Below are 21,064 nucleotides of genomic sequence, written 5' to 3'. Positions count from 1 at the left end.
CACGCGTGGTTGTCTTTTGTTTCGTCCGCTTTAGTGTGTCGAGCGCAAACGAGGCAGGAGATGTAGCCGATGGCATTGCAGGCAGGCGGGAATGCGGACTGGTGGCGCGGCGCGGTAATCTATCAGGTTTATCCGCGTTCGTTTCAGGACACCAACAGCGACGGGCTCGGCGACCTCAAGGGAATTACCCGGCGGCTGCAACATATCGCCAGCCTCGGCGTGGATGCCATCTGGCTCTCACCCTTCTTCAAGTCTCCCATGGCCGACATGGGCTACGACGTTTCCGATTATTGCGACGTCGACCCAATTTTTGGCACGCTGGCCGATTTCGACGAGATGATGGCCGAGGCGCACAGGCTCGGCATCAAAGTGATCATCGACCAAGTGATCTCGCACACTTCCGACCGCCATCCCTGGTTCATTGAAAGCCGGTCGAACCGGACCAATCCGAAGGCGGACTGGTATGTCTGGGCCGATCCGAAGCCTGATGGTACGGCGCCAAACAACTGGCTGTCGATATTCGGCGGGCCTGGCTGGGAATGGGACGGCGTGCGCCGGCAATATTACCAGCACAATTTCCTGACCTCGCAGCCCGACCTCAATTTCCACTGCAACGAAGTGCAGGACGCGGTGCTGGAAACGGTGAAGTTCTGGCTCGACCGCGGCGTCGACGGCTTCCGGTTGGACACGGTCAATTATTATTTTTGCGACAAGCAGCTCCGAAGCAATCCCCCGCATGAGCCCGATACCAGTGACGGGGGTCTCGATGCGCCCGACACCAACCCCTACGGTATGCAGAACCACCTATACGACAAGACGCAGCCGGAAAATATCGGCTTCCTCAAGCGCTTCCGCGCGCTGCTCGACCGCTATGAGGACCGCACGACCGTCGGCGAAGTCGGCGACGGCGCACGTTCGCTGAAGACGGTCGCCGCCTATACGAGCGGCGACGACAAGCTGCACATGTGCTACACCTTCGATCTGCTGGGGCCGGATTTCACCGCCGCGCATATTCGCAGTTGCGTCGAGGCCTCCCAGAAGGTGGTCACCCACGGCTGGGTCTGCTGGGCCTTCTCCAATCACGACGTCATGCGCCATGTCAGCCGGTTCGCGCTGACGGAGGAGGAGCGGCCTGTTATCGCCAAGCTCGCGATCTCAGTACTTGCGGCTCTGCGCGGTTCGATCTGCCTTTATCAAGGCGAGGAGCTTGGATTGCCGGAAGCGGAGCTTGCCTTCGAGGATCTGCGGGATCCCTACGGCATCCGGTTCTGGCCGGCCTTCAAGGGCCGCGACGGATGCCGCACCCCGATGCCCTGGGAAGCCGGCAAGGCGCATGCGGGCTTCACCTCGGGCGAAAAGAGCTGGCTGCCGGTTCCCTACGAGCAGGCAGCACTCTCCGTCGACACGCAGGAGGACAGCGACAGCTCTGTCCTGCATCACTATCGCCGGACGCTCGCATTCCGGAAGAGCCGCCCGGCGCTCATCGACGGCGAGATGACCTTCGTCGGCACCAACCAGGACCTGCTCGCCTTTACCCGCGAAAAGGGCGGAGAGAAACTGCTGTTCGTTTTCAACCTGACGCGCAAACCGGCGGAATTCCGTCTGCCCGACGGCATGGCGCTCGGGGAGCCGCTCGCTATGCCGGGGTTTGAGGCGGTTGCAGGAGCAGGGCCGGTGAGGCTTGCGGCGCTGGATGGGTTCTGTGCGCGGGTTTCGGCAGGCGGCGCGAGCGGGATTGTTCTATCGAAGCTGCTCGACAAGGTATCCGATGCGGAGCCGGTCGAAGGCGACGAAGGTTGGCGATAGATCGAGGCTCGTTGACCTGCCGCGTCCACGAGGCTTGTCACTCGATCAGCGCGAACCTGTCCACGTCGACCATGCCGCGGTCGGAAATCTTCAGGTGCGGGATGACGGGCAGCGGCAGAAAGGCAAGCTGGAGGAATGGCTCTTCCAGTGTGGCGCCGAGCGCGAAGGCGGCCTTGCGCAGATGGTGCAGCGTGTCGCGCACGGTTTCGTACGGCTCGATGCTCATCAGGCCGGCGACGGGAAGGGCGATTTCGCCGGTGATGTTGCCGTCCTCGACGACGACGAAACCGCCCTTGATCTCGCCGAGGCGGTTTGCGGCGCGCGCCATGTCGTCCTCATTGACCCCGATGACGCAGATATTGTGGCTGTCGTGGCCGACCGTGGAGGCGATCGCACCCTTCTTCAGCCCGAAGCCCTGGACGAAGCCGTTGGCATGATTGCCGTTCTTGCCGTGACGCTCGATGACCGCGACCTTGATGATGTCGTTGGCAAGATCAACCGTTGTCTCGTTACCTCTGGCCGGCAGGCGGTAGCGGCGATGCTCAGTGATGATCTTGCCCGGCAGGACGCCAATGACCGATGTTTCACCCTCGGCGACGGGGACTCCGAAATGGGCGGCGTTGACCGTTCGGGCCTTGACGCTGTCGAGGCCGATCGGGGCGACCGGTTTGCGCGTGGCAAAGAGCGTGTCAGTGACATGGCGGCCGGCGGAAAAGACCATCTCGGCGCGGCAGCTCTGCAGGCTGTCGAGAATGACGAGGTCGGCGCGCCAGCCTGGCGCAACCAGACCGCGGTCCCTGAGGCCGAAGGCGCGGGCGGCCGAGATCGAGGCGGCGCGGTAGATGGCCAGGGGCTCGACGCCCTTGGCGATCGCCGTGCGGATCATATGATCGAGATGGCCCTGTTCGGCAATATCGAGCGGGTTGCGGTCGTCGGTGCAGAGCGCGAGGTAAGGCGAAAGCCGCTCGGTGATGATGGGGATCAGCGCGGCGAGGTCCTTGGAGACCGAGCCCTCGCGTACCAGGATGTGCATGCCCTTGCGGATCTTTTCCAGCGCCTCGGCGGCGCTCGTGCACTCATGCTCAGTGCGTATGCCGGCCGCGAGATAGCCGTTGAGGTCGTTGCCGGAAAGAAGCGGCGCGTGGCCATCGATATGGACGCCCTGGAAGGCGTCAAGTTTGGCCATGCAAACGGGATCCTTATGGATCACCCCGGGGAAATTCATGAACTCGGCAAGGCCGATCACCTTCGGGTGATCGCGGAAGGGCAGGAGGCGCTCGATCGGCAGGTCGGCGCCCGCAGTTTCGAGATGCGTTGCCGGCACGCAGGAGGAGAGCTGGACACGGATGTCCATGATTGTCTCCAGCGCGGATTCAAGGAAGAATTCGATGCCCTCGGTGCCGAGAACATTTGCGATCTCATGCGGATCGCAGATGGCGGTGGTGACGCCGTAGGGCAGGACGCAGCGGTCGAATTCATGCGGGGTCACGAGCGAGGACTCGATGTGCAGATGTGTGTCGATGAAGCCCGGAACGACAGTTCTGCCTGATATGTCGATTTCGACTTCGCCCTCATAATTGCCTGAAGTACCGACGATGCGGTCGGCGCCGATGGCGATGTCGGAGTGGACGATTTCGCCGGTAACGAGATCGAAGAAGCTACCGCCCTTCAGCACGATGTCGGCGGGCACGCGGCCCACACCCTGGTCGATAAGACGTTCGAGCTTGGTGGTCATGAACTGGCACCCCTTCGCTGATTTCTGCCGCTGCTGTGAGAAGCGCGGAAAAATTCTTTGGTATTTCCGGCCGCTTCCGACTTGACCATGGCAATGCTAGTGAAGCCAGAATACAGATGCTAATTCCCAACTCAAGGTCATGATATGAAAGCAATTATTTCGGCTGCCTGTGCGGCTGTTCTTTTGTTGAGCGGTTGCGAAACAACGAAGACCACGCAAAATTCGGTTACCTTCAAGACTGACAAATACAGAAGGGTCACCAGCGTCATCCTCGCAAAGCCGTCTGGAAGCGAGGTTATGGATGCGAGCCTCAAGCGTGCTGTCCTTACCCGTTTCCATACGATTGTTCCAAGACCTCTACCCAACAGAACCTATACCCAGCCATTGGTTCTCGTTACACCCACCACGCTGGAGGATTACACGCGCGGTGATCTGAAGAAGACAAACTGACACCCAATACAAATCGGGCGCCGAAAGGCGCCCGATCCTGTTTCACGAGGTTCGTGAACTACTCGGCAGCGACGATTTTGCCGCCTTCCCACTTGTAAAGCGAGAAGCTCTGCGAGGTCAGGTCGCCGGTCTCGCCGTAGGTGAGCTTGCCGATGGCGGTCGGAACCTCCATGCCGCCCTTCAGAGCGGCCGCGACGGCTTCGGCATCCTCGGCGCTGCCGGCCTTTTCGATGCCGGCTTTCAAAACTTCAACAGCGGCGTAGGCGTTGAGCGTAAAGGCCTCGGCCGGAATGTTCTTGGCGGCAAGCGCTTCTGCGGCAGCCTTGGAGTCCGGGTTCTTGGTGGCATCGGAAGCATTGGTGAACAGCGTTCCTGCCGCTGCATCCGTACCGATCGCCCAGAACTCGGTGTTCGAGAGACCATCGCCGCCGATGATCATCGCGTTGGCGGAAAGATCGTGCAGCTGGCGGGCGAGCAGGCCGCCCTCGGGGTGGTAGCCGCCGAAGTAGACGATGTCGACCTTTTCGGACTTGATGCGGGTGGTGAGCGCGCCGAAATCCTTGTCGCCGGGGGTGATGGCGTCATTGACGACTTCGGTGACGCCGCCGGCATTGAGCGTCGCCTTGAAGGCATCGGCAAGACCCTTGCCGTAGGCGCCCTTGTCGTTGACGATAGCGATGCGCTTGTCCTTGAAATTCTTCAGCACGTGTTTGGCGGCGACTTCGGCCTGCTGGTCGTCGCGGCCGCAAGTGCGCAGCACGTTGGTGAGGCCGCGCTTGGTGAGGTCGGGGGCCGTGGCGGTCGGGGTGACCATCAGCACACCATTTTCAGCCAGAACGTCCGAAACCGGGATCGCAACGCCCGATGTTACTGGTCCGACGACGAAGCGGATGCCGTCGCCGACAACCTTGTTGGCGGCGGAAACGCCCTGCTTCGGTTCGCCGGCATCGTCGGCCAGTTCGAGGACGACTTTCTCGCCGAGGATTCCGCCCTTCTTGTTGATCTCGTCGACGGCGGTCTGAGCGCCGTTCTTCACCTGATCGCCATAGGCGGCGACGGGACCGGTCAGCGGCGCGATGAGGCCGATGGTGATATCGGCATGGGCAAGGGGCGCAAAGGCGAGTGACGCGACGAGGGTCGCCGTCAATGTCTTGAGGGTCATTGTCTGTCTCCTTGGATGGGGTCGTCGACCCGCGATGATGTGCCGCGCCGGCTTTCCCGATCATTCAACAGCCCTCAGGGGCCGTGCCAAGGACGATCGGTAACGGTGCGATCAGCGAGCCCGCCGGCCATGTTTGACTCGGGAAGGGCTCATGGCAAGATTTCTAGAAATTTTGATGAGATTGCGCAAGTTCATAACAAAACGCAGGGAAAATTCGGCCGATCCGGCCGAAAGCTCGCCAAGGGCGGATCATTTTTCGACATTTCTCCGGGATTTCCTGATGCGAGCTGGCGGACGGCTTTCCGCCAGATAAATCGCATCCATAAGGTTGTCTTTAGCTTTCCAATTAACCGTTGGTTTGGCCAGTGGCAGTAACATCCCGCGATATCAAACTGCCGCAGCATTGAAAAAGAGAACTATACAACAAATACATAGACCTATCGGGAAACAGAGATCTGGATGCTGAAGCGTATCGACGCCGGTCAGGTGCGTATCGGAATGTTTGTGGAGGCTATCGAGGGCCTGTGGCAGGATCCGTTGTTATCGAGGCGCAGGTTTTCCCTGCGGCGTGAGGTCGATGCCGCAAAAATTCGCAAATGCGGCACCGCCAGCGTCGTCATCAATACCAGCAAGGGGCTCGATACCAACGGCCTCCCGGGCCGTGACATCGAGATCGACATCCAGGCCGCGTGCGAGGCCGTTCAGAAATCCGTACGGTTATTGGAAGAGGCTTTCGCGAGGCTGCGGAACGGCGAGGGCTTCAGCATCGATCACGTGGCGCCTGTGATCTCGTTCGTCTCCAAGTCGATGGATGAGAACCCCGCAGTTTTCCTGAGCGTCACGCGTCTGAAATCAAAAGATGAAGTGACCTTCCTGCATTCCATTTCGGTGAGCGCGCTGATGATCCTTTTCAGCCGCCATCTCGCACTCGACGAGCATACGATTCAGACGCTCGGCACGGCTGGTTTGCTGCACGATGTGGGCAAGCTCGAAGTTCCGCTTGAGGTGCTGAACAAGACGGGGCCCCTGGAACAGGACGAGATCGGCTTGCTTCGGGGCCATCCGGAGAAGGGGCACGCGATGCTGTCGCTGCAGGAGGGCATGCCGGAGATCGTTCTCGACGTTTGCCTCAATCATCACGAGCGCATTGACGGTAAAGGCTATCCGCGCCGGTTGTCCGGCAGCGAAGTGAGCCTTCACACGCGGATGGCGACTATCTGCGATGTCTATGACGCCATCACTTCCGTGCGGCCATATAAGGCGCCGTGGAGTGCCAGCCAGGCACTGAAATGGATGTTCAGCGCCGAGGGGCATTTTGATCGCCAACTCCTGAAAAAATTCGCCCTCTGCCTTTCCGTCGCCTCTGTGAGCTGAGGTTTTTGCATCTTTAGTCAAGACGAAAAAACCCGCGAGACCATTGGTCACCGCGGGTCTGAGCGGAAATCCCGAGAGCGTCTTCAGATATTATTCTGCAGGATGGTTCGCAGCTTGCCGAAGAGCTCGTCAATGTGCTGCTTTTCGATGATCAGCGGCGGGGAGAGCGCGATGATGTCGCCGGTGGTGCGGATCAGAAGCCCGCTCTCATAGGCCTTCAGGAAAGCGGTGAAGGCGCGCTTCGTCGGCTCGCCGGCGATCGGATTGAGTTCAATTGCGCCGATCAGGCCGGTGTTCCTGATGTCGATGACGTTGGGGCAGTCCCTGAGCGAATGCAGCGCGTCGGCCCAATAGTCGGAAAGCTCGGCGGCGCGGGTGAGCAGACCTTCTTCCTTGTAGGTGTCGAGCGTGGCGAGGGCTGCGGCGGAAGCGATCGGGTTCCCCGAATAGGTATAGCCGTGGAAGAACTCGATCATGTGCTCCGGGCCGTTCATGAAGGCGTCATGGATCTCTGAGGTAACGAATACGGCGCCCATCGGGATGACGCCGTTGGTCAGCCCCTTTGCGGTCGTGATCATGTCGGGCTTGACGTCGTAATATTGCGCGGCGAAGGGGGCGCCGAGACGGCCGAAGCCGGTGATGACTTCGTCGAAGATCAGAAGGATGCCGTGTTTGGTGCAGATTTCGCGCAGCTTCTGCAGGTAGCCCTTCGGTGGAATCAGGACGCCCGTGGAGCCCGCCACCGGCTCGATAATGACGGCTGCGATGGTGGAGGCGTCATGCAGCGTGACGATGCGCTCGAGTTCGGTGGCGATGTCGCCGCCATGCTCAGGCTCGCCGCGGGTGAAGTTGTTCTTGCCGGGCTGGTGGGTGTGCGGCATGTGATCGACGCCGGTCAGAAGCGTGCCGAACATCTTGCGGTTGGCGACGATGCCGCCGACGGAGATGCCGCCGAAATTGACGCCATGATAGCCGCGCTCGCGACCGATCAGGCGGAAGCGAGAACCGTTGCCCTTCACTCGGTGATAGGCGAGCGCCACCTTGAGCGCGGTCTCGACGGATTCGGAGCCGGAATTGGTGTAGAGGACGTGGTTCATGCCTTCCGGAGCGATATCGACCAGGCGGTTCGCCAGTTCGAAGGCCTTGGGATGGCCAAGCTGGAAGGCCGGCGCGTAATCGAGTTCACCCGCCTGTTCCCGGATCGCCTCGGTGATCTTCGGACGGCAGTGGCCGGCGTTGACGCACCACAGGCCCGCCGTGCCGTCCAACACCTGACGGCCGTCATGGGTGGTATAATACATGTCCTTGGCGCCAACGAACAACCGCGGCTCCTTCTTGAACTGGCGATTTGCCGTAAAGGGCATCCAGAAGGCACGAAGATCGTTCGGCGCATTGAGGCGGTTGGACATGCTGTTCTCCTGGCCGTTGACGGCCCGTTCCCGGGGGCTTATCGCCCGAATTTTTACTGCCCGGTCAAATTATCAGGGCTTCTCAACGCGTCAACGAGAAAAGTCCGAAGACGCTTCGTTCGGTTCAGCATCCGGAGTTGCGTCGCCGGCAAAGTAGGAGGTCGGGGCTGGCGGCGGTATCCGGTCATAATGAACTCACGCAAAGGCACGACCGGCAAATCGCGAGATTTGCCGGTCGTTTGGCTTCGAGGTTCAGGTGCCGAAAAAGGTTGCCGATGCTTCCGGGACATTCCCCGCCTCGGCACCGCCCAACTTTATGTCAGCGCTATCATCAGGCTGCGGATCTACTTCTGCTCGGAACGAGGTAGATGTCTTCGAGCGTCGCCAGAATCTTCATGACCGGCTCGGATGTGCTCGAATAGTAGATGGTTTGGGCGTCGCGGCGGGTCTTGACCAGCTTCTGCGCACGCAGCTTCGAAAGGTGCTGTGAAAGAGCCGACTGACTGAGGCCAACTTGTGTGGCAAGCACGCCGACGGCGACTTCGCCCTTCACCAGGCTGCACAGGATCAGCAATCTCTTGGGGTTGGCCATGGCTGACAATAGTGCTGCCGCCACATTCGTGTGGTCAGCCAAATCCGGGGTTTCCATAATGTTATCTTCCTAATGCGAAACGTACATCATCTATTTGGCAAAAGCCGTCTGCCGGAGCCGGCGGCCGAAACTAGCAACTGGGCTCGAAGATTGTATATACCTAAATTTAAGGTATCGAGTATGCTATTTTAGATATGTTTGAACAAATGTGATCGGAATCCACAGCCAGAGTTTCGAATTCGTGTCGCACCAAAAAGTCGCCCGAAGTGATCTCGAAACCCGCTGGATCGATGCCGCAGATGCGCCAAGGGGCGGATTCCGGGGCTTTTAGGCGCACTGCGAGGACTTCCGCCACGTCGGGATGGCGTCCTATTAAATCTCGCACTGTTTCGGCCGCTTTGGCGGCGACCTCCTCGTTTGCGGGCGACTGGATGATGAGATCCCTTCCGTCGAGATAGTAGGCGCGGCCGAAGCCGCCGTTTAGGCTCGCCTGCTCCGGTTTGAGACGGAAGAAGAGGAAATCGGGGAAATCGATATAGAGTTTTGCCTTGGGATGGCGATCGAGAAAACGCGTGCGAATGCGCTCGTGGAACTGATGACCATGCTCAACTGGTTGCGCCGTGCATTGGGCCGTCAGCCGACTATGGGCCAGCGGATCGCCCTTGCCTGGCTCGCCGGTCAGCAGCGAGGCACGCGGGTCTCTTATGAGCGCCTTCGTGTGCGCCGAAAGCTTCGAAACGAGAATGACGGGGGCGCCGTCGATATCGGTGGCGAGGAGGACGCGGCTGGCGAAGGGAAAACCGGTCCCGGGATCGAGAACCGCAATCGCCGCGTGCCGTGCCGAGCGCAACAGCACGCGGGCGAGTTTGCGGGCCTCATCATCGGTTTCGCGTACAGGCGAGGGCTGATCTTTCATATCCGCTTTGTGACAAAGCGGATTGAAAACATCAAGCATCCTCCTTGCGGCGATGGCGAGTAAGGCCGGCGACGATATCCTGGGCGGTGATGGTGCCGATGACCGCGCCGTTTTCCACGATGCCGATGCTGCCCGGCTGGCGGGCGAGGACGTCGAGGACATCGACGAGCGGGGTCGCGGCGCGGGCCGTGGCGCTGACGCTCATGCCGGCGGCCGTCTGGCCGAGGCCGGGCTGCATGACGTCGGCGGCAGTCAGCATGTTGATCGGATTGAGGTTCTGCACGAAGTCGGCGACATATTGGTCGGCAGGATTCTTCACGATGTCGTGCGGCGTTCCACACTGTATGATCCGGCCGCCCTCCATGATGGCGATGCGGTTGCCGATGCGGAAGGCCTCGTCGAGATCGTGGCTGACAAAGAGAATGGTCTTCTTCAGCCGCCGCTGGAACTCCAGGAGCTCGTCCTGCAGCCGGGTGCGGATCAAAGGATCGAGCGCCGAGAAAGGCTCGTCCATCAGCAGGATCGGTGCGCCAGTGGCAAAGGCGCGGGCAAGACCGACACGCTGCTGCATGCCGCCTGACAGTTCGTTGACCTTGCGGTCGGCCCATTTCGTCAGGTTGACGAGCTCGAGCTGCTCGCCGACGCGGACCTTTCGTTCGGCCTCCGGCATGCCGGCAAGCTCGAGGCCGAAGCCGACATTCTCGGCGACGGTGCGCCAGGGCAGCAGCGCGAACTGCTGGAACACCATGGAAACGGTGTGGGTGCGCAGGTCGCGGAGGGCTTTGGCATTGCATCTATAGGGGTTGACGGGACCAGCGGATGTCGACACCGAGACGTCGCCGCGCACTACGGGGGCGAGCCCGTTGACGGCGCGCAGCAGCGTCGACTTACCGGAACCGGAAAGGCCCATCAGCACGAGGATCTCGCCTTCCTCGATCGTCAGCGAGGCATTGGCGACGCCGAGCACCAAGCCGGTCGCGGCGCCGATCTCGTCACGCGTTTTGCCCTGGTCGGCCATGGCAAGCGCGGTTTCCGGCCGGTCGCCGAAGATGATGCTGACATTTTTGAAGCTAACCGCGGTCATGCGCCATCTCCTTCATCCGCCGTGCGGAACATGCGGTCGAGAATGATCGCCAGGATGACGATGCAGAGACCGGCTTCGAAGCCTTTGGCGACGTTGACGGTATTCAGTGCGCGCACGACAGGCACGCCAAGACCATCGGCGCCGACGAGGGCGGCGATGACCACCATAGACAGCGACAGCATGATGGTCTGGGTGAGGCCCGCCATGATCTGCGGCGCGGCGAAGGGAAGCTCGACTTTGCGCAGCACCTGCATTGGCCTGGCGCCGAAGGCAACCGCGGCTTCGACGAGGGATGGCGGGGTCGAAATGATGCCGAGGCGCGTCAGCCGGATGGGGGCTGGGATGGCGAAAATGACGGTCGCGATCAGGCCCGGCACCATGCCGAGGCCGAAGAGGATTAGCGCCGGAATCAGATAGACGAATGTCGGAATGGTTTGCATCAGATCGAGCGCCGGGCGCATCGCGGCATAGACCCAGGCGCGGCGGGCCGCTGCAATGCCGAGCGGAATGCCGATCACCATACTGACGAAAGTGGAGGCGAGCACGAGAGCGAGCGTCTCCGTCGTTTCCTTCCAGTAGCCCTGATTCATGATGAGCAGCAGGCCAAGGCAGGTAAAGAGGGTGACCGCGATCGACCGGCGCAGCCAGAAGGCGATGGCGGCGATGGCGGCGATGACGATCAGCGGGTGAGGCTTCTGCAGCACGAAGAGCAGGCCGTCGATGACGTGCGACAGCAGGGAGGCGAGCTGGTCGAAGAACCAGGCGCCGTTCGAGGTGAGCCAATCCACGAAGGACTTGGCCCCGGGGCCAATGGGAATCTTAAAGTCGGTGATCCAATTCAAGGGGCGCGCCTATCCGAAAAAATCAACTATGGACAAAATGAAAAGGGGCGGCGAGCCGCCCCGTTCACATTATCAAAGGCCAAGGCTGGTCTTGGCAGCGGCCAGCGCGTCGCCCTTGCCGTCGCGGGTCTTGACGCCCGCAAGCCAAGGCTCGAGGGCGGAAGGATTCGCCTTCAGCCATTCGGTCGCCGCGGCCTCGGGCTCCTTGCCGTCGTTGAGGATCTTGCCCATGATCTGGTTCTCCATGTCGAGGGAGAACGTCAGGTTTTTCAGCATCGCGCCGACATTCGGGCATTCGTCGAGATAGCCGGCGCGAACATTCGTGTAGACCTTGGCGCCGCCAAAATCGGGACCGAAGACGTCGTCGCCGCCTGTCAGATAGGTCAGCTTGAAGTTGGTGTTCATCGGATGGGGTTCCCAACCGAGGAAGACCACGGGCTTGCCGGCTTTTTCGGCGCGAGCGACCTGCGCGAGCATGCCCTGTTCCGAGGATTCGACGACTTCCATATCCTTCATGCCGAAGGTGTTCTTTTCGATCAAGTCCATGACGAGGCGGTTGCCGTCATTGCCGGGCTCAATGCCATAGATCTTGCCGTCGAGATCGTCCTTATGGGCGGCGATGTCCTTGAAGTCCTTGATGCCGAGTTCGGCGCCCTTGGCATTGGTGGCAAGCGTGTACTTGGCGCCGACGAGGTTGGGGCCGAAGGATTCTACGGACTTGTCGTCGATATAAGGGCGAACGTCCTTTTCCTGTGTCGGCATCCAATTGCCGAGGAAGACGTCGATGTCCTTGTTCTTCAGCGACGTATAGGTGACCGGCACCGAAAGAACCTTGACGTCGGTCTGATAGCCGATGCTCTTCAGGACGACAGATGCGGTGGCGGTGGTGGCGGTGATGTCGGTCCAACCGACATCGGAGAAGCGGACGGTGGAGCAGCTGTCGGGATCCGCGGCGAAGGCGGCGGTCGCAATGGAAAGCGCAGCGACGGCAGTTGCGGTGACGAGTTTGAATGTGCTTGTTGTTTTCATTTTAGACTCCCAGTCTTTAGGTCCCCAAGCCAATCACCAATAACCCAGTTTGACAAGCGACCTCAGTGCGTTTGCGTCGTATCGGAGGGTGCGATTGCGACGTTTGCGGTTTTTCCGAGGCACCCAGTTTTCGACGCTTTCGACGGATTCCAGACGGTGATTTCTGTGATTATTGCTACTACGGGGGTTTTCTTTGCCGATCCGAGCTTTCAATAACCGATCAAGGAGACTCGGATGGCAAAGCTCTATTTCAACTACTCGACGATGAATGCCGGCAAATCGACGATGCTGCTGCAGGCCTCCTATAATTACCAGGAGCGCGGCATGCGCACGGTCCAGTTGATCGCCGCGTTCGACGAGCGGGCCGGCCGGGGTGTCATCGGTTCCCGGATTGGGCTGGAGGCAAGCGCCATTCCCTTCGAACCGGACGAGGATCTGTTCCGGCTGATCATGACGCTGGGCAGCGAAGGGGCGCCGATCTCCTGCGTCTTCGTGGACGAAGCGCATTTCATGACGCCTCTCCATGTCTGGCAGCTTGCCCGCGTCGTCGACCGACTCGGCGTTCCCGTCATGGTCTACGGGCTGCGGACCGATTTTCAGGGCAAGCTTTTTCCGGCGTCTCAGGAACTTCTGGCAATCGCCGATGAAATGCGAGAGGTGCGCACGATCTGCCATTGCGGCCGTAAGGCGACAATGGTGGTGCGGCTGGACGCGCAGGGAAAGGTGCTGCACGAAGGCGCGCAGATCGATGTCGGCGGCAATGAGAAATATGTTTCTCTCTGCCGCAGGCACTGGGACGACGAAATGAACGGGCCCTGGATCGCCGAGCCGGGAGGCCGGTGACGCGGCCGGTTTTCTTCGGCGCCGCAAGCGGCTAGCTTGGGCAGAAGATTCTCCGGAGGGATCAGGTGCGCAAAGCCCCGCCATTCGACAACCAGTACGAAGCCGCAGGCGGTCTTGCCGAGAAGATCGAGGCCGAGGGGGCTTATTGCGCGGGCTGCATCCGCAGCTATGACAGCGATGAAAAACATTCGGCCGACGAGATGTTCCTCGAGCAGAATACCCGCTTCCAGGCCCATATCGCCGATGGCGCGGCTCTCGATGCGTTGCTCGCAGAGTTGGTCTTCACATTGGACCGGATGACGGCGGAGGTTTCGGGGGATCTCGATAGTTTCCGCGGATTGACGCTTCGCGAGAAAATGGCCGGTTGGACGTCGCGCCAGCGGATGTGGCGCATGTATACCGAACGCGTGCGCGAGGCGCCTGTCATCGAGCGGCTGCTCGACCTCCTGGCGAAATCGGACGCGCTCGCCAGGCTGATCGCTAGCCAGCGCAGTTCAATCGTCGAACGCCACAAGATAGCCGAACGCGGTCTCGTGGACATCGTCGAGCAACGGCGCCGGCTGGTCGATTCCATCGATATCGCCCGTCTGAAGATGAAGGAGCTCAACGCCAAGGCGCTGACGACGCAGGGTCGTATCGGCGTCTATGGCAACAGGGCGCATTGGGAGCAGATGGAGGCAGAGCGGCGGGCGCTGAAGGCGGAGGCCGAACGCATTTCCGCGGAGGAGCACGAGATGCGGGACGACAGCCAGCGGCGCGAGCGCTTCATCGGCCTGTTTCAGGCCTTCGTCGATTCGCTGAATGGCCGCATCGGTTCCTGCAACGTGTTGCTGCGCAAGCTGATGATCGATGTCGAGGAGCGGCTGATCATCTATCAGGCGCAGGTCGATACCGACCGGCCGGGCATGAAGGTCAGGATTAAGCCGGAACTCTTCCCCGATATCGCCGCACCGATCAGGCTGTTCGAGAAGGGCATGCTGGTCGCCCAGGATCTGGAGCGGCGCAAGAGCCGAGCCGACCTCGACGTCGCCGCGAAGTTTCCGGCTTATGCCGAGCTGGCGCCGGAAACGTCGGGAGCGCCGCTCATCGACACGGCGCGCAGATCCTTCCGCTTCAGGCTGCCATTCCTGCGTTCCTAATCCGCGACGGGAGCGCTCCGCGCTGGTTTCATTCGTAAAAATCGAGGGCTCGTGTTGTGCTCGGCCTACCGAGCGCATATGTGGATGCAGCGGGGCGGCGATGTCCTCCTGCATAATTCCTCAGATCGGAATCGATTTAAGGAATTATGCAGCAACTCAAAGTGCTGCAGCGTCTTTAGCGCGTCTTAAAAACGCGCGGCGCTGCAGTGTTCGCCTCACCTGACAGGAGACGACGATGCTTGACCGGATAGCCGGTTTTTTCAGGCTGATCGGCCAGACGATCGGCCGTTGGGCCCGCCTGTTTTCCGCCTGGGCCTTCTGGCCGTTTCTAGCCGCTCATGGCTGGTACCAGCGCCGGAGCTGGATGATCCGGCTGCCGATCATCGCATTCGTGGCGCTCTTCGTCGTGCTTTACGGCTATTTCTTCTGGCAGACGCAGGTCTGGTCGAATTTCAACACCGCCTTCGTCGATCAATACAGGCTTTCGGAACGCAAGGTTCCCGCCGGGCAGGAACTGCCGGTCACCGAGGGGGCGAGTGCTGGGACTGCCAAGACCTGCCAGCGCTCGGCCATCGTCGATGTCGCCGCTGACCTGACCGATTTCAACGTCGACCAGAATGCATGGATCTCCTCCATGCTGCTCTACAAGATGGGCTTCTTCGGCATCGACTGGGATCACACGCCTTTCCTGGACAACAAGGCTTCGTTCCAGCGTGGCATCAACCAGGTGGTTCGCCGGACTTCCGCGGAGCTTGTCGATACGCTCGGGCGCGTGCGTGGCACGTCGGGTATCAACAATGATCTGCAGAGCGCACGCGGCAACCTGCAGTTCGATGAATATAGCTGGTATTTCGGGCTCGATCCCTTCGGACTGAAGACGCCGACGCCTTCCTTCTACCGCACGGCCATAAGAGACCTGCGCAAATTCAACACAGATCTCGCTGCTTGCAATGCTATTTTCGACGGCCGCGCCGATAATCTAATGCAGTTCATCGACCGCATCGCCAACGATCTCGGCAGCACCTCCGATATGCTTGCCGAGCGTTCCGAGCATCACAATCGCGGCTGGTTCGATACGCGCGCCGACGACCGCTTCTGGTTCGCCTATGGCCAGCTCTACGCCTATTACGCCATCCTTACCGCTGCGCAGACGGATTTCTCGCAGGTCGTGCGGGAGCGTAATCTCGGCGCGATCTGGGGCGGGACCACCCGGCAGTTCCAGGCGGCATTGCGCATCCAGCCCGCGATCATCTCGAACGGCCGAGAGGATGGCTGGATCATGCCGAGCCACCTAGCCACTATGGGCTTCTATATTCTGAGGGTGCGCTCCAACCTCGTCGAAATCAGGTCGGTGCTCGATCGTTAAGAGCTGCGCGTCAGCGGGTGGTCAGCGGCGTGCCGTATGATCCTCGAAGCCGACCACGCGCAGCTTCTCGACGAATTCATAGGTGACGCCGACGATGCCGCCACCGCTCGCATCGTCACGGAAGCGGCCGATGCTGCGCACCAGTTTGTAGCCGCCAAGCCGATTGTCGACGCGGTAGACGAAATGGAAGCCGACTCCCTGGAGGCTTGCCTCCTCGAAGGTCTGGGCGATCAGGCCGCGATCTTCCGCGTGAATGCGCGACATCAGCTCGGTCAGATTGACCGGTCCGTCGCTATAGGGAAGGTCGAAGATCGCGTGCACATCCTCGCTTGCAAAGAAATGTCCAGTTTCGATGTCGATGCGCCAGAAGCCGAAAAGGCGATAGGCTGCAACCATCTGGACGATTTCCGCATCGGTGATACCGATATGGGCGCGAGACTGTTCTATCTTGTCGACGACGGGCTGTTCGAAGCGAAGAGACACGATTCCCCCAAGTCACGGGACGACGTGCTGACCCTCTTCTGATTCTTCAGCTGATCAGCTTCAATCGAATTGCTTTTGCTACCAACTGGGTGCGATTGACGCAATCGAGTTTTTTGATCGCGTTGGTCATATAGGCGTTCACCGTGTGATCGGAGAGCGTCAGGATCTGGCCGATCTCGATCGAGGTCTTGCCCTGTGCCGTCCAGCGCACGACTTCAAGTTCGCGAGCCGACAGCGCATTGTGCGCGTTTTCCTCGTTGCGTCTGACCAAATTGTATGCGTCGAGGGCGTGCAGGATGATGATGGCCAGCTCGTTTACCTCGCTCTGGCCGAGAGCGGCGCGCTCGCCACAGAACCAGAAGATCAGGCGCCGGCCATCGACTGCAATTGTCGGCATGGCGACACCCGCAGGTATCCCATAGCGCAGCATCAGGGCGCGCAGTTCGCCCGGAAAGGCCTGTCCATTGACGACATCGTTGAGGTGCCAGGCCTGCGGCACGGCGGACTCCCGCAGCCGTACGCCGAAAGGGCAACCCCGCATCATGTTGGCGCGATCGAAATCCCTGACATAGGCGGCGGGAAGCGAGCTTTCGATCAGTAGCGGTTTCAGGAGGAGGTCCTCCGGCGACGGAGCGTGCATCAGCGTCGCATAGGACAGCCCGAAGGCGGCAGAGACTCTTGCGAGTGCTTGTGCAAACAGACCGCGCGTTCCTGCGACAGCAAGTTCCGCCGAAAGCAACGACTGTCTTTCAGAGGTGGTCATGTAAGACATTTGTACGCCTCCGGCAGCCTGAATGTTAACGCTATCAAATACACAAACACCGCTGGATGCTAGTCCCAATCGGCTTATCTCAGGCCAATTGGTTCAAATCGTGTAGAAATAGTCACGACTGCTCGCGCATCGGTTGAGCTGCAGCCTATGCAAGTAACGTTGTGGTATCTTTGACTTCTCCTGCCGCAGGATAGTTTTGGATTCATCGTGCCATGGTCCGGGAAAGAATCATGCCGGAAAAGCCCGGGCGGCGGGAGGCGTCGAAATCTGGCTTGCTGCGGCGCAATGCAATTGATAAGCGTATTGTAATGTATAACTGAGGCGATTTAATCGTGCGTCCTGCATTCAGCCTGCATCTGAAGCATCTGTTTTCTCTCATCTTACTTGTTTTTCTTCTGTTGGGTTTGCCGATCGGTGCAGTGGCCTCGCAGGCTGCCGGGGAGAAGAGGCCGGCAGGGCAGCCGCCGATGCGCTTCATCCTCGTCCACCATCTCCTCTGCATGGAAGAGTGTCCGGGATGGATATCGGCAGAGGGACGCATAACCTCAGACACGCCCGCGCAGCTGCGAAAAATCCTCAAGAAGATCGGTAACCGAAAGCCGCCGATCGTCTTCCGTTCCGAGGGCGGTGATGTCGATGCCGCCTATGCGATGGGCCGGATGATCCGCAAAGCGGGTCTGGAAACGGCGGTAGGAGGCACAAGACTGAAGGATTGCCCGGCTGACGATCTGCGCTGCGATGCCGCCATCGCAAAGGACGGGACCGCACTGGGTAACACCTATTCGGACGGCGCATATTGTTTTTCCGCCTGCCCGCTGGCCTTCGCGGGCGGTACGTCGCGTGTCGCGTCGCAATGGGCTTTCATCGGGGTTCACCAGATCACGACGATCTATAACAAGGTGCGCGTCTCCTACCGTATCGAATACAAGATCGTGAACGGCAAGAAGAAGGAGATCTCCCGCAAAGAAGTCGCGCGCAAGTCGGCGGGGCAGAGCAGTTCCACCAAGCTCGGCAAGAAGGCGACCGTGGCGCTCACGAGCTACTTGAAGGAGATGGGGGTCGAAAAGGATCTGCTGGATCACATGATGAGCGCCACGCCTGACAGCATCAAGATCGTGCCGCCCGCCGAGGCAACTCGAATAGGCCTTATGACCGACATGCTGTCTTACAGTGAATGGCCAGGCATGCCGCGTTGTGCACCGGATGCAGCCGCCGAGGCGGTCTGCCACAGTCGGAGCGTGAAGACGCCTGTGGCTGAGGCGCCGGTATCGCAGGCATCCGCGCAGAATGCGTCCGGAGGCGCAAGCGAGAGCCTGCCGAAAACTCGGCCCATGGATTTTCTCCTGATGTCCAATGGCAATTGCCTGGAAGAGTGCAGACAATGGATTTCCGCGGACGGAGACATCACGCCGGATACGCCAGCTCAGCTGGAAGCGGTCCTGAAGACGCTCGGCGAAAGGAAGCTGCCGATCGTTCTTCAGTCCAATGGCGGGGATATGGATGCGGCCTTCGCCATGGGGCGCATAATCCGCGCTGCAGGTCTGGAGACTTCGATCGGTAGAACGCAGTTGCCGAATTGTCCAAAACTGGACCCGCGTTGCAAAGCCAGTATCGCCAAAAGCGGATCGACAGAGAGCGAAGTTTTCGCTGGCCGTGCGTATTGTCTTTCGACCTGTACTCTCGTCTTGATGAGCGGAACGCCGCGGATTGTCGGGTATTCAGATATCGGCCTCGTAAGGCCAACAACGAGTCAATATACGAAATTCTTCGCCTATTTTGACGAGATGGGCGTCAGTGCAGAGACATACGAGACGATGATGCTTGCGACATCGATCGAGCGAGAGAAGTTACTTCCCTCTCATGCGTTCAAGCTTGGCGTCATCAATGGTATCATTCCTTATGATGAAGAGCCCGGCTTGCACGTCTGTGGACCGGAGGCGAAGGAAAGTCTCCGATGCCCCAGAAATCAGAAGCCTGAAATCACCCCTGCGGCTTTGGCAAACTGATATCGGCTGCGGAAGGGCACTCTCGGTCGCCGATCTGAATGTGTCTTCCCGCCTCGTCAATCCTTGTCCTTCAGATCATTTTCGATGTGACGCTCATCAGCTTCTCTGGGAAGCCCAGTATCACGGCGCCGAAGGCCAGGTGAATGGGCGTCGGCCACATGATCTTGCTGTCGTCATATTGGTCGGCATTGAGGAAGACCTGCCGCAAATGGATGGAGGAGATGGCGACGATCGGGGAGGCGACCTTGATCTTCAGGGAGCGTGGCGCCTGCGGGGCGAGCGCTATTCACAGCTTGCCGATATTTCGATATCCCAATGCGAGGACAACGCCTTCGCGCCCGCGCAGGCCGGGACGGGGTAGATCCATGCCATCAATCAAATCCGATATCGAAATCGCGCGCGCCGCGGCCAAGAAGCCGATCTTCGAGATCGGGGCGACGCTCGGCATCGCGGCCGAGCAGCTTGTTCCCTATGGTCACGATAAGGCAAAGGTCAGCGCCGAGTTCATCGCGGCGCAAGCGGAAAAGAAGGATGGCAAGCTGATCCTCGTTACCGCGATCAATCCGACGCCGGCGGGCGAGGGCAAGACGACGACGACCGTCGGCCTCGGCGACGGTCTGAACCGGATCGGAAAAAGGGCGATCGTCTGCATACGCGAGGCGTCGCTCGGCCCCTGCTTCGGGGTTAAGGGCGGGGCGGCCGGCGGCGGTTATGCGCAGGTCGTGCCGATGGAAGACATCAACCTGCATTTTACCGGCGATTTCCATGCGATCACCTCGGCACACAATCTGCTGGCGGCGATGATCGACAACCACATCTACTGGGGCAACGAAGAGAATATCGACATCCGCCGCATCACCTGGCGGCGGGTGATGGACATGAACGACCGGGCTCTGCGAAGCATGGTCTCCTCGCTTGGCGGCGTCGCCAACGGCTTTCCGCGCCAAGGCGGTTTCGATATTACCGTTGCTTCCGAAGTGATGGCGATCCTTTGCCTCGCCACTGACCTCAAGGATCTGGAGCGGCGGCTCGGCGACATCATCATCGGCTATCGCTTCGACAGGACGCCGGTCCATGCGCGTGACCTGAAAGCCGACGGCGCGATGGCCGTGCTGCTCAAGGATGCGATGCAGCCGAACCTCGTGCAGACGCTGGAAAACAATCCGGCCTTCGTGCACGGCGGCCCCTTCGCCAACATCGCCCATGGCTGCAATTCGGTGACAGCGACGAAGACGGCGTTGAAGCTCTCCGATTACGTGGTGACGGAAGCGGGCTTCGGGGCGGACCTAGGCGCCGAGAAGTTCTTCAATATCAAATGCCGCAAGGCCGGGTTGAAGCCGGATGCAGCCGTCATCGTCGCCACCGTCAGAGCGCTGAAGATGAACGGCGGCGTGAAGAAGGAGGATCTCGGCACGGAGGATGTCGCGGCGCTGAAGAAGGGCTGCGCCAATCTCGGCCGGCACGTCGCCAATGTGCGCCGCTTCGGCGTACCCGTCGTCGTAGCGATCAATCATTTCGTCACAGATACCGATGCCGAGATCGCGGCGGTGAAGGAGTTCGTATCGCGGCTCGGCGCCGAAGCGATCCTCTGCCAGCACTGGGCGAAAGGTTCGGCCGGAATCGAGGAACTCGCACACAAGGTGGTGGAGTTGGCCGAATCCGGGCAGGCGAAATTCCAGCCGCTCTATGGCGACGATATTTCTCTGTTCGAGAAGATCGAAATCGTCGCGTCGAAGATCTACCATGCCGGCGAGGTGACGGCCGACAAGGCGGTGCGCGACCAGCTACAGACATGGGAGGAGCAGGGCTACGGCAAGCTCCCGGTCTGCATGGCGAAGACGCAATATTCCTTCTCCACCGATCCGAACCTGCGCGGTGCGCCGGAAGGCCATATCGTCTCGGTGCGGGAGGTGCGGCTTTCGGCCGGCGCGGGCTTCGTCGTCGCAATTACGGGCGAGATCATGACGATGCCCGGCCTGCCGAAATCGCCGTCGGCGGAGCGGATTTTCCTCAACGACCAAGGCTATATCGAAGGATTGTTCTGATCGAAGGATGG

Annotated in this window: 18 protein-coding genes and 1 pseudogene; 8 read left to right on the top strand and 11 right to left on the bottom strand. The window is 60.2% G+C overall.

Annotation, left to right across the window (positions count from 1 at the left end; translation table 11 throughout):
- The first annotated feature begins 69 nt into the window (after positions 1-69).
- Entirely contained in the window at positions 70-1,806 is a 1,737-nt protein-coding gene (bglA, locus tag J2J98_RS15585) for a beta-galactosidase BglA (protein ID WP_207601520.1), read from the top strand.
- Between the two features lie 37 nt (positions 1,807-1,843).
- Here the strand turns inward: bglA and ade are convergent, their stop codons facing one another.
- Positions 1,844-3,541 (bottom strand): adenine deaminase, encoded by a 1,698-nt coding sequence (ade, locus tag J2J98_RS15580; protein ID WP_138392992.1) that lies wholly within the window; start codon positions 3,539-3,541, stop codon positions 1,844-1,846.
- Between the two features lie 144 nt (positions 3,542-3,685).
- On the opposite strand from ade, the gene J2J98_RS15575 reads away from it, so the two are divergent.
- Positions 3,686-3,991: a hypothetical protein gene (locus tag J2J98_RS15575; RefSeq protein ID WP_138392994.1), complete on the top strand. Its 306-nt coding sequence runs from the start codon at positions 3,686-3,688 to the stop codon at positions 3,989-3,991.
- Between the two features lie 58 nt (positions 3,992-4,049).
- Here the strand turns inward: J2J98_RS15575 and J2J98_RS15570 are convergent, their stop codons facing one another.
- Positions 4,050-5,153, bottom strand: coding sequence for a branched-chain amino acid ABC transporter substrate-binding protein (locus tag J2J98_RS15570; RefSeq protein ID WP_138392996.1), 1,104 nt, complete (start codon positions 5,151-5,153; stop codon positions 4,050-4,052).
- A gap of 459 nt (positions 5,154-5,612) precedes the next feature.
- On the opposite strand from J2J98_RS15570, the gene J2J98_RS15565 reads away from it, so the two are divergent.
- Complete coding sequence (locus tag J2J98_RS15565; protein WP_207601519.1) at positions 5,613-6,527, top strand: HD-GYP domain-containing protein; 915 nt, start codon at positions 5,613-5,615, stop codon at positions 6,525-6,527.
- An 83-nt stretch (positions 6,528-6,610) separates the two neighbouring features.
- On the opposite strand, the gene aptA is transcribed toward J2J98_RS15565, so the two are convergent.
- From aptA to J2J98_RS15535, 6 genes are all read right to left on the bottom strand, one after another.
- Entirely contained in the window at positions 6,611-7,936 is a 1,326-nt protein-coding gene (gene aptA / locus J2J98_RS15560) for an omega-aminotransferase AptA (protein WP_138392999.1), read from the bottom strand.
- A 331-nt stretch (positions 7,937-8,267) separates the two neighbouring features.
- Positions 8,268-8,585, bottom strand: coding sequence for an ArsR/SmtB family transcription factor (locus J2J98_RS15555; protein ID WP_064684394.1), 318 nt, complete (start codon positions 8,583-8,585; stop codon positions 8,268-8,270).
- 109 nt (positions 8,586-8,694) lie between these two features.
- Positions 8,695-9,444, bottom strand: a complete 750-nt coding sequence (locus J2J98_RS15550) for a HugZ family pyridoxamine 5'-phosphate oxidase (protein WP_207601518.1) — start codon at positions 9,442-9,444, stop codon at positions 8,695-8,697.
- Positions 9,445-9,475: 31 nt separating this feature from the next.
- Positions 9,476-10,528, bottom strand: coding sequence for a choline ABC transporter ATP-binding protein (choV, locus tag J2J98_RS15545; RefSeq protein ID WP_207601517.1), 1,053 nt, complete (start codon positions 10,526-10,528; stop codon positions 9,476-9,478).
- A complete protein-coding gene (gene choW / locus J2J98_RS15540; protein WP_064705792.1) occupies positions 10,525-11,370 on the bottom strand; it encodes a choline ABC transporter permease subunit in 846 nt (281 codons plus the stop codon). The genes choV and choW overlap by 4 nt, the downstream gene beginning before the upstream one ends.
- 72 nt (positions 11,371-11,442) lie before the next feature.
- A complete protein-coding gene (locus J2J98_RS15535) occupies positions 11,443-12,399 on the bottom strand; it encodes a choline ABC transporter substrate-binding protein (protein WP_207601516.1) in 957 nt (318 codons plus the stop codon).
- Between the two features lie 234 nt (positions 12,400-12,633).
- On the opposite strand from J2J98_RS15535, the gene J2J98_RS15530 reads away from it, so the two are divergent.
- The 3 genes from J2J98_RS15530 to J2J98_RS15520 all read left to right on the top strand — a co-directional run bounded on the left by J2J98_RS15530 (position 12,634) and on the right by J2J98_RS15520 (position 15,747).
- Positions 12,634-13,242, top strand: a complete 609-nt coding sequence (locus J2J98_RS15530) for a thymidine kinase (protein ID WP_138393004.1) — start codon at positions 12,634-12,636, stop codon at positions 13,240-13,242.
- Between the two features lie 65 nt (positions 13,243-13,307).
- Positions 13,308-14,381 carry a hypothetical protein gene (locus J2J98_RS15525; RefSeq protein ID WP_207601515.1) on the top strand — a complete coding sequence of 358 codons (1,074 nt, stop codon included), beginning with the start codon at positions 13,308-13,310 and terminating at the stop codon, positions 14,379-14,381.
- A 235-nt stretch (positions 14,382-14,616) separates the two neighbouring features.
- Positions 14,617-15,747: a DUF2333 family protein gene (locus J2J98_RS15520; RefSeq protein ID WP_207601514.1), complete on the top strand. Its 1,131-nt coding sequence runs from the start codon at positions 14,617-14,619 to the stop codon at positions 15,745-15,747.
- Between the two features lie 21 nt (positions 15,748-15,768).
- Here J2J98_RS15520 and J2J98_RS15515 read toward each other — a convergent pair whose 3' ends face one another.
- Entirely contained in the window at positions 15,769-16,230 is a 462-nt protein-coding gene (locus J2J98_RS15515; RefSeq protein ID WP_207601513.1) for a PAS domain-containing protein, read from the bottom strand.
- Between the two features lie 46 nt (positions 16,231-16,276).
- Entirely contained in the window at positions 16,277-17,002 is a 726-nt protein-coding gene (locus J2J98_RS15510) for a helix-turn-helix transcriptional regulator (RefSeq protein ID WP_207601512.1), read from the bottom strand.
- A 332-nt stretch (positions 17,003-17,334) separates the two neighbouring features.
- Here J2J98_RS15510 and J2J98_RS15505 point away from each other — a divergent pair, with 332 nt between their 5' ends.
- Positions 17,335-19,008: a hypothetical protein gene (locus tag J2J98_RS15505; protein ID WP_207601511.1), complete on the top strand. Its 1,674-nt coding sequence runs from the start codon at positions 17,335-17,337 to the stop codon at positions 19,006-19,008.
- 56 nt (positions 19,009-19,064) lie between these two features.
- Here the strand turns inward: J2J98_RS15505 and J2J98_RS30375 are convergent.
- Positions 19,065-19,267 (bottom strand): annotated as a pseudogene (locus J2J98_RS30375) (TIGR00645 family protein); the annotation flags it as partial.
- 106 nt (positions 19,268-19,373) lie between these two features.
- On the opposite strand from J2J98_RS30375, the gene J2J98_RS15500 reads away from it, so the two are divergent.
- Positions 19,374-21,053 (top strand): formate--tetrahydrofolate ligase, encoded by a 1,680-nt coding sequence (locus J2J98_RS15500; protein ID WP_064705784.1) that lies wholly within the window; start codon positions 19,374-19,376, stop codon positions 21,051-21,053.
- Positions 21,054-21,064 lie beyond the last annotated feature (11 nt).

Origin of the sequence: Rhizobium bangladeshense (genome assembly GCF_017357245.1) — a bacterium.
In the GTDB taxonomy this organism is placed as follows: Bacteria; Pseudomonadota; Alphaproteobacteria; order Rhizobiales; family Rhizobiaceae; genus Rhizobium; species Rhizobium bangladeshense.
This window is presented reverse-complemented; position numbering and strand designations above follow the sequence as displayed.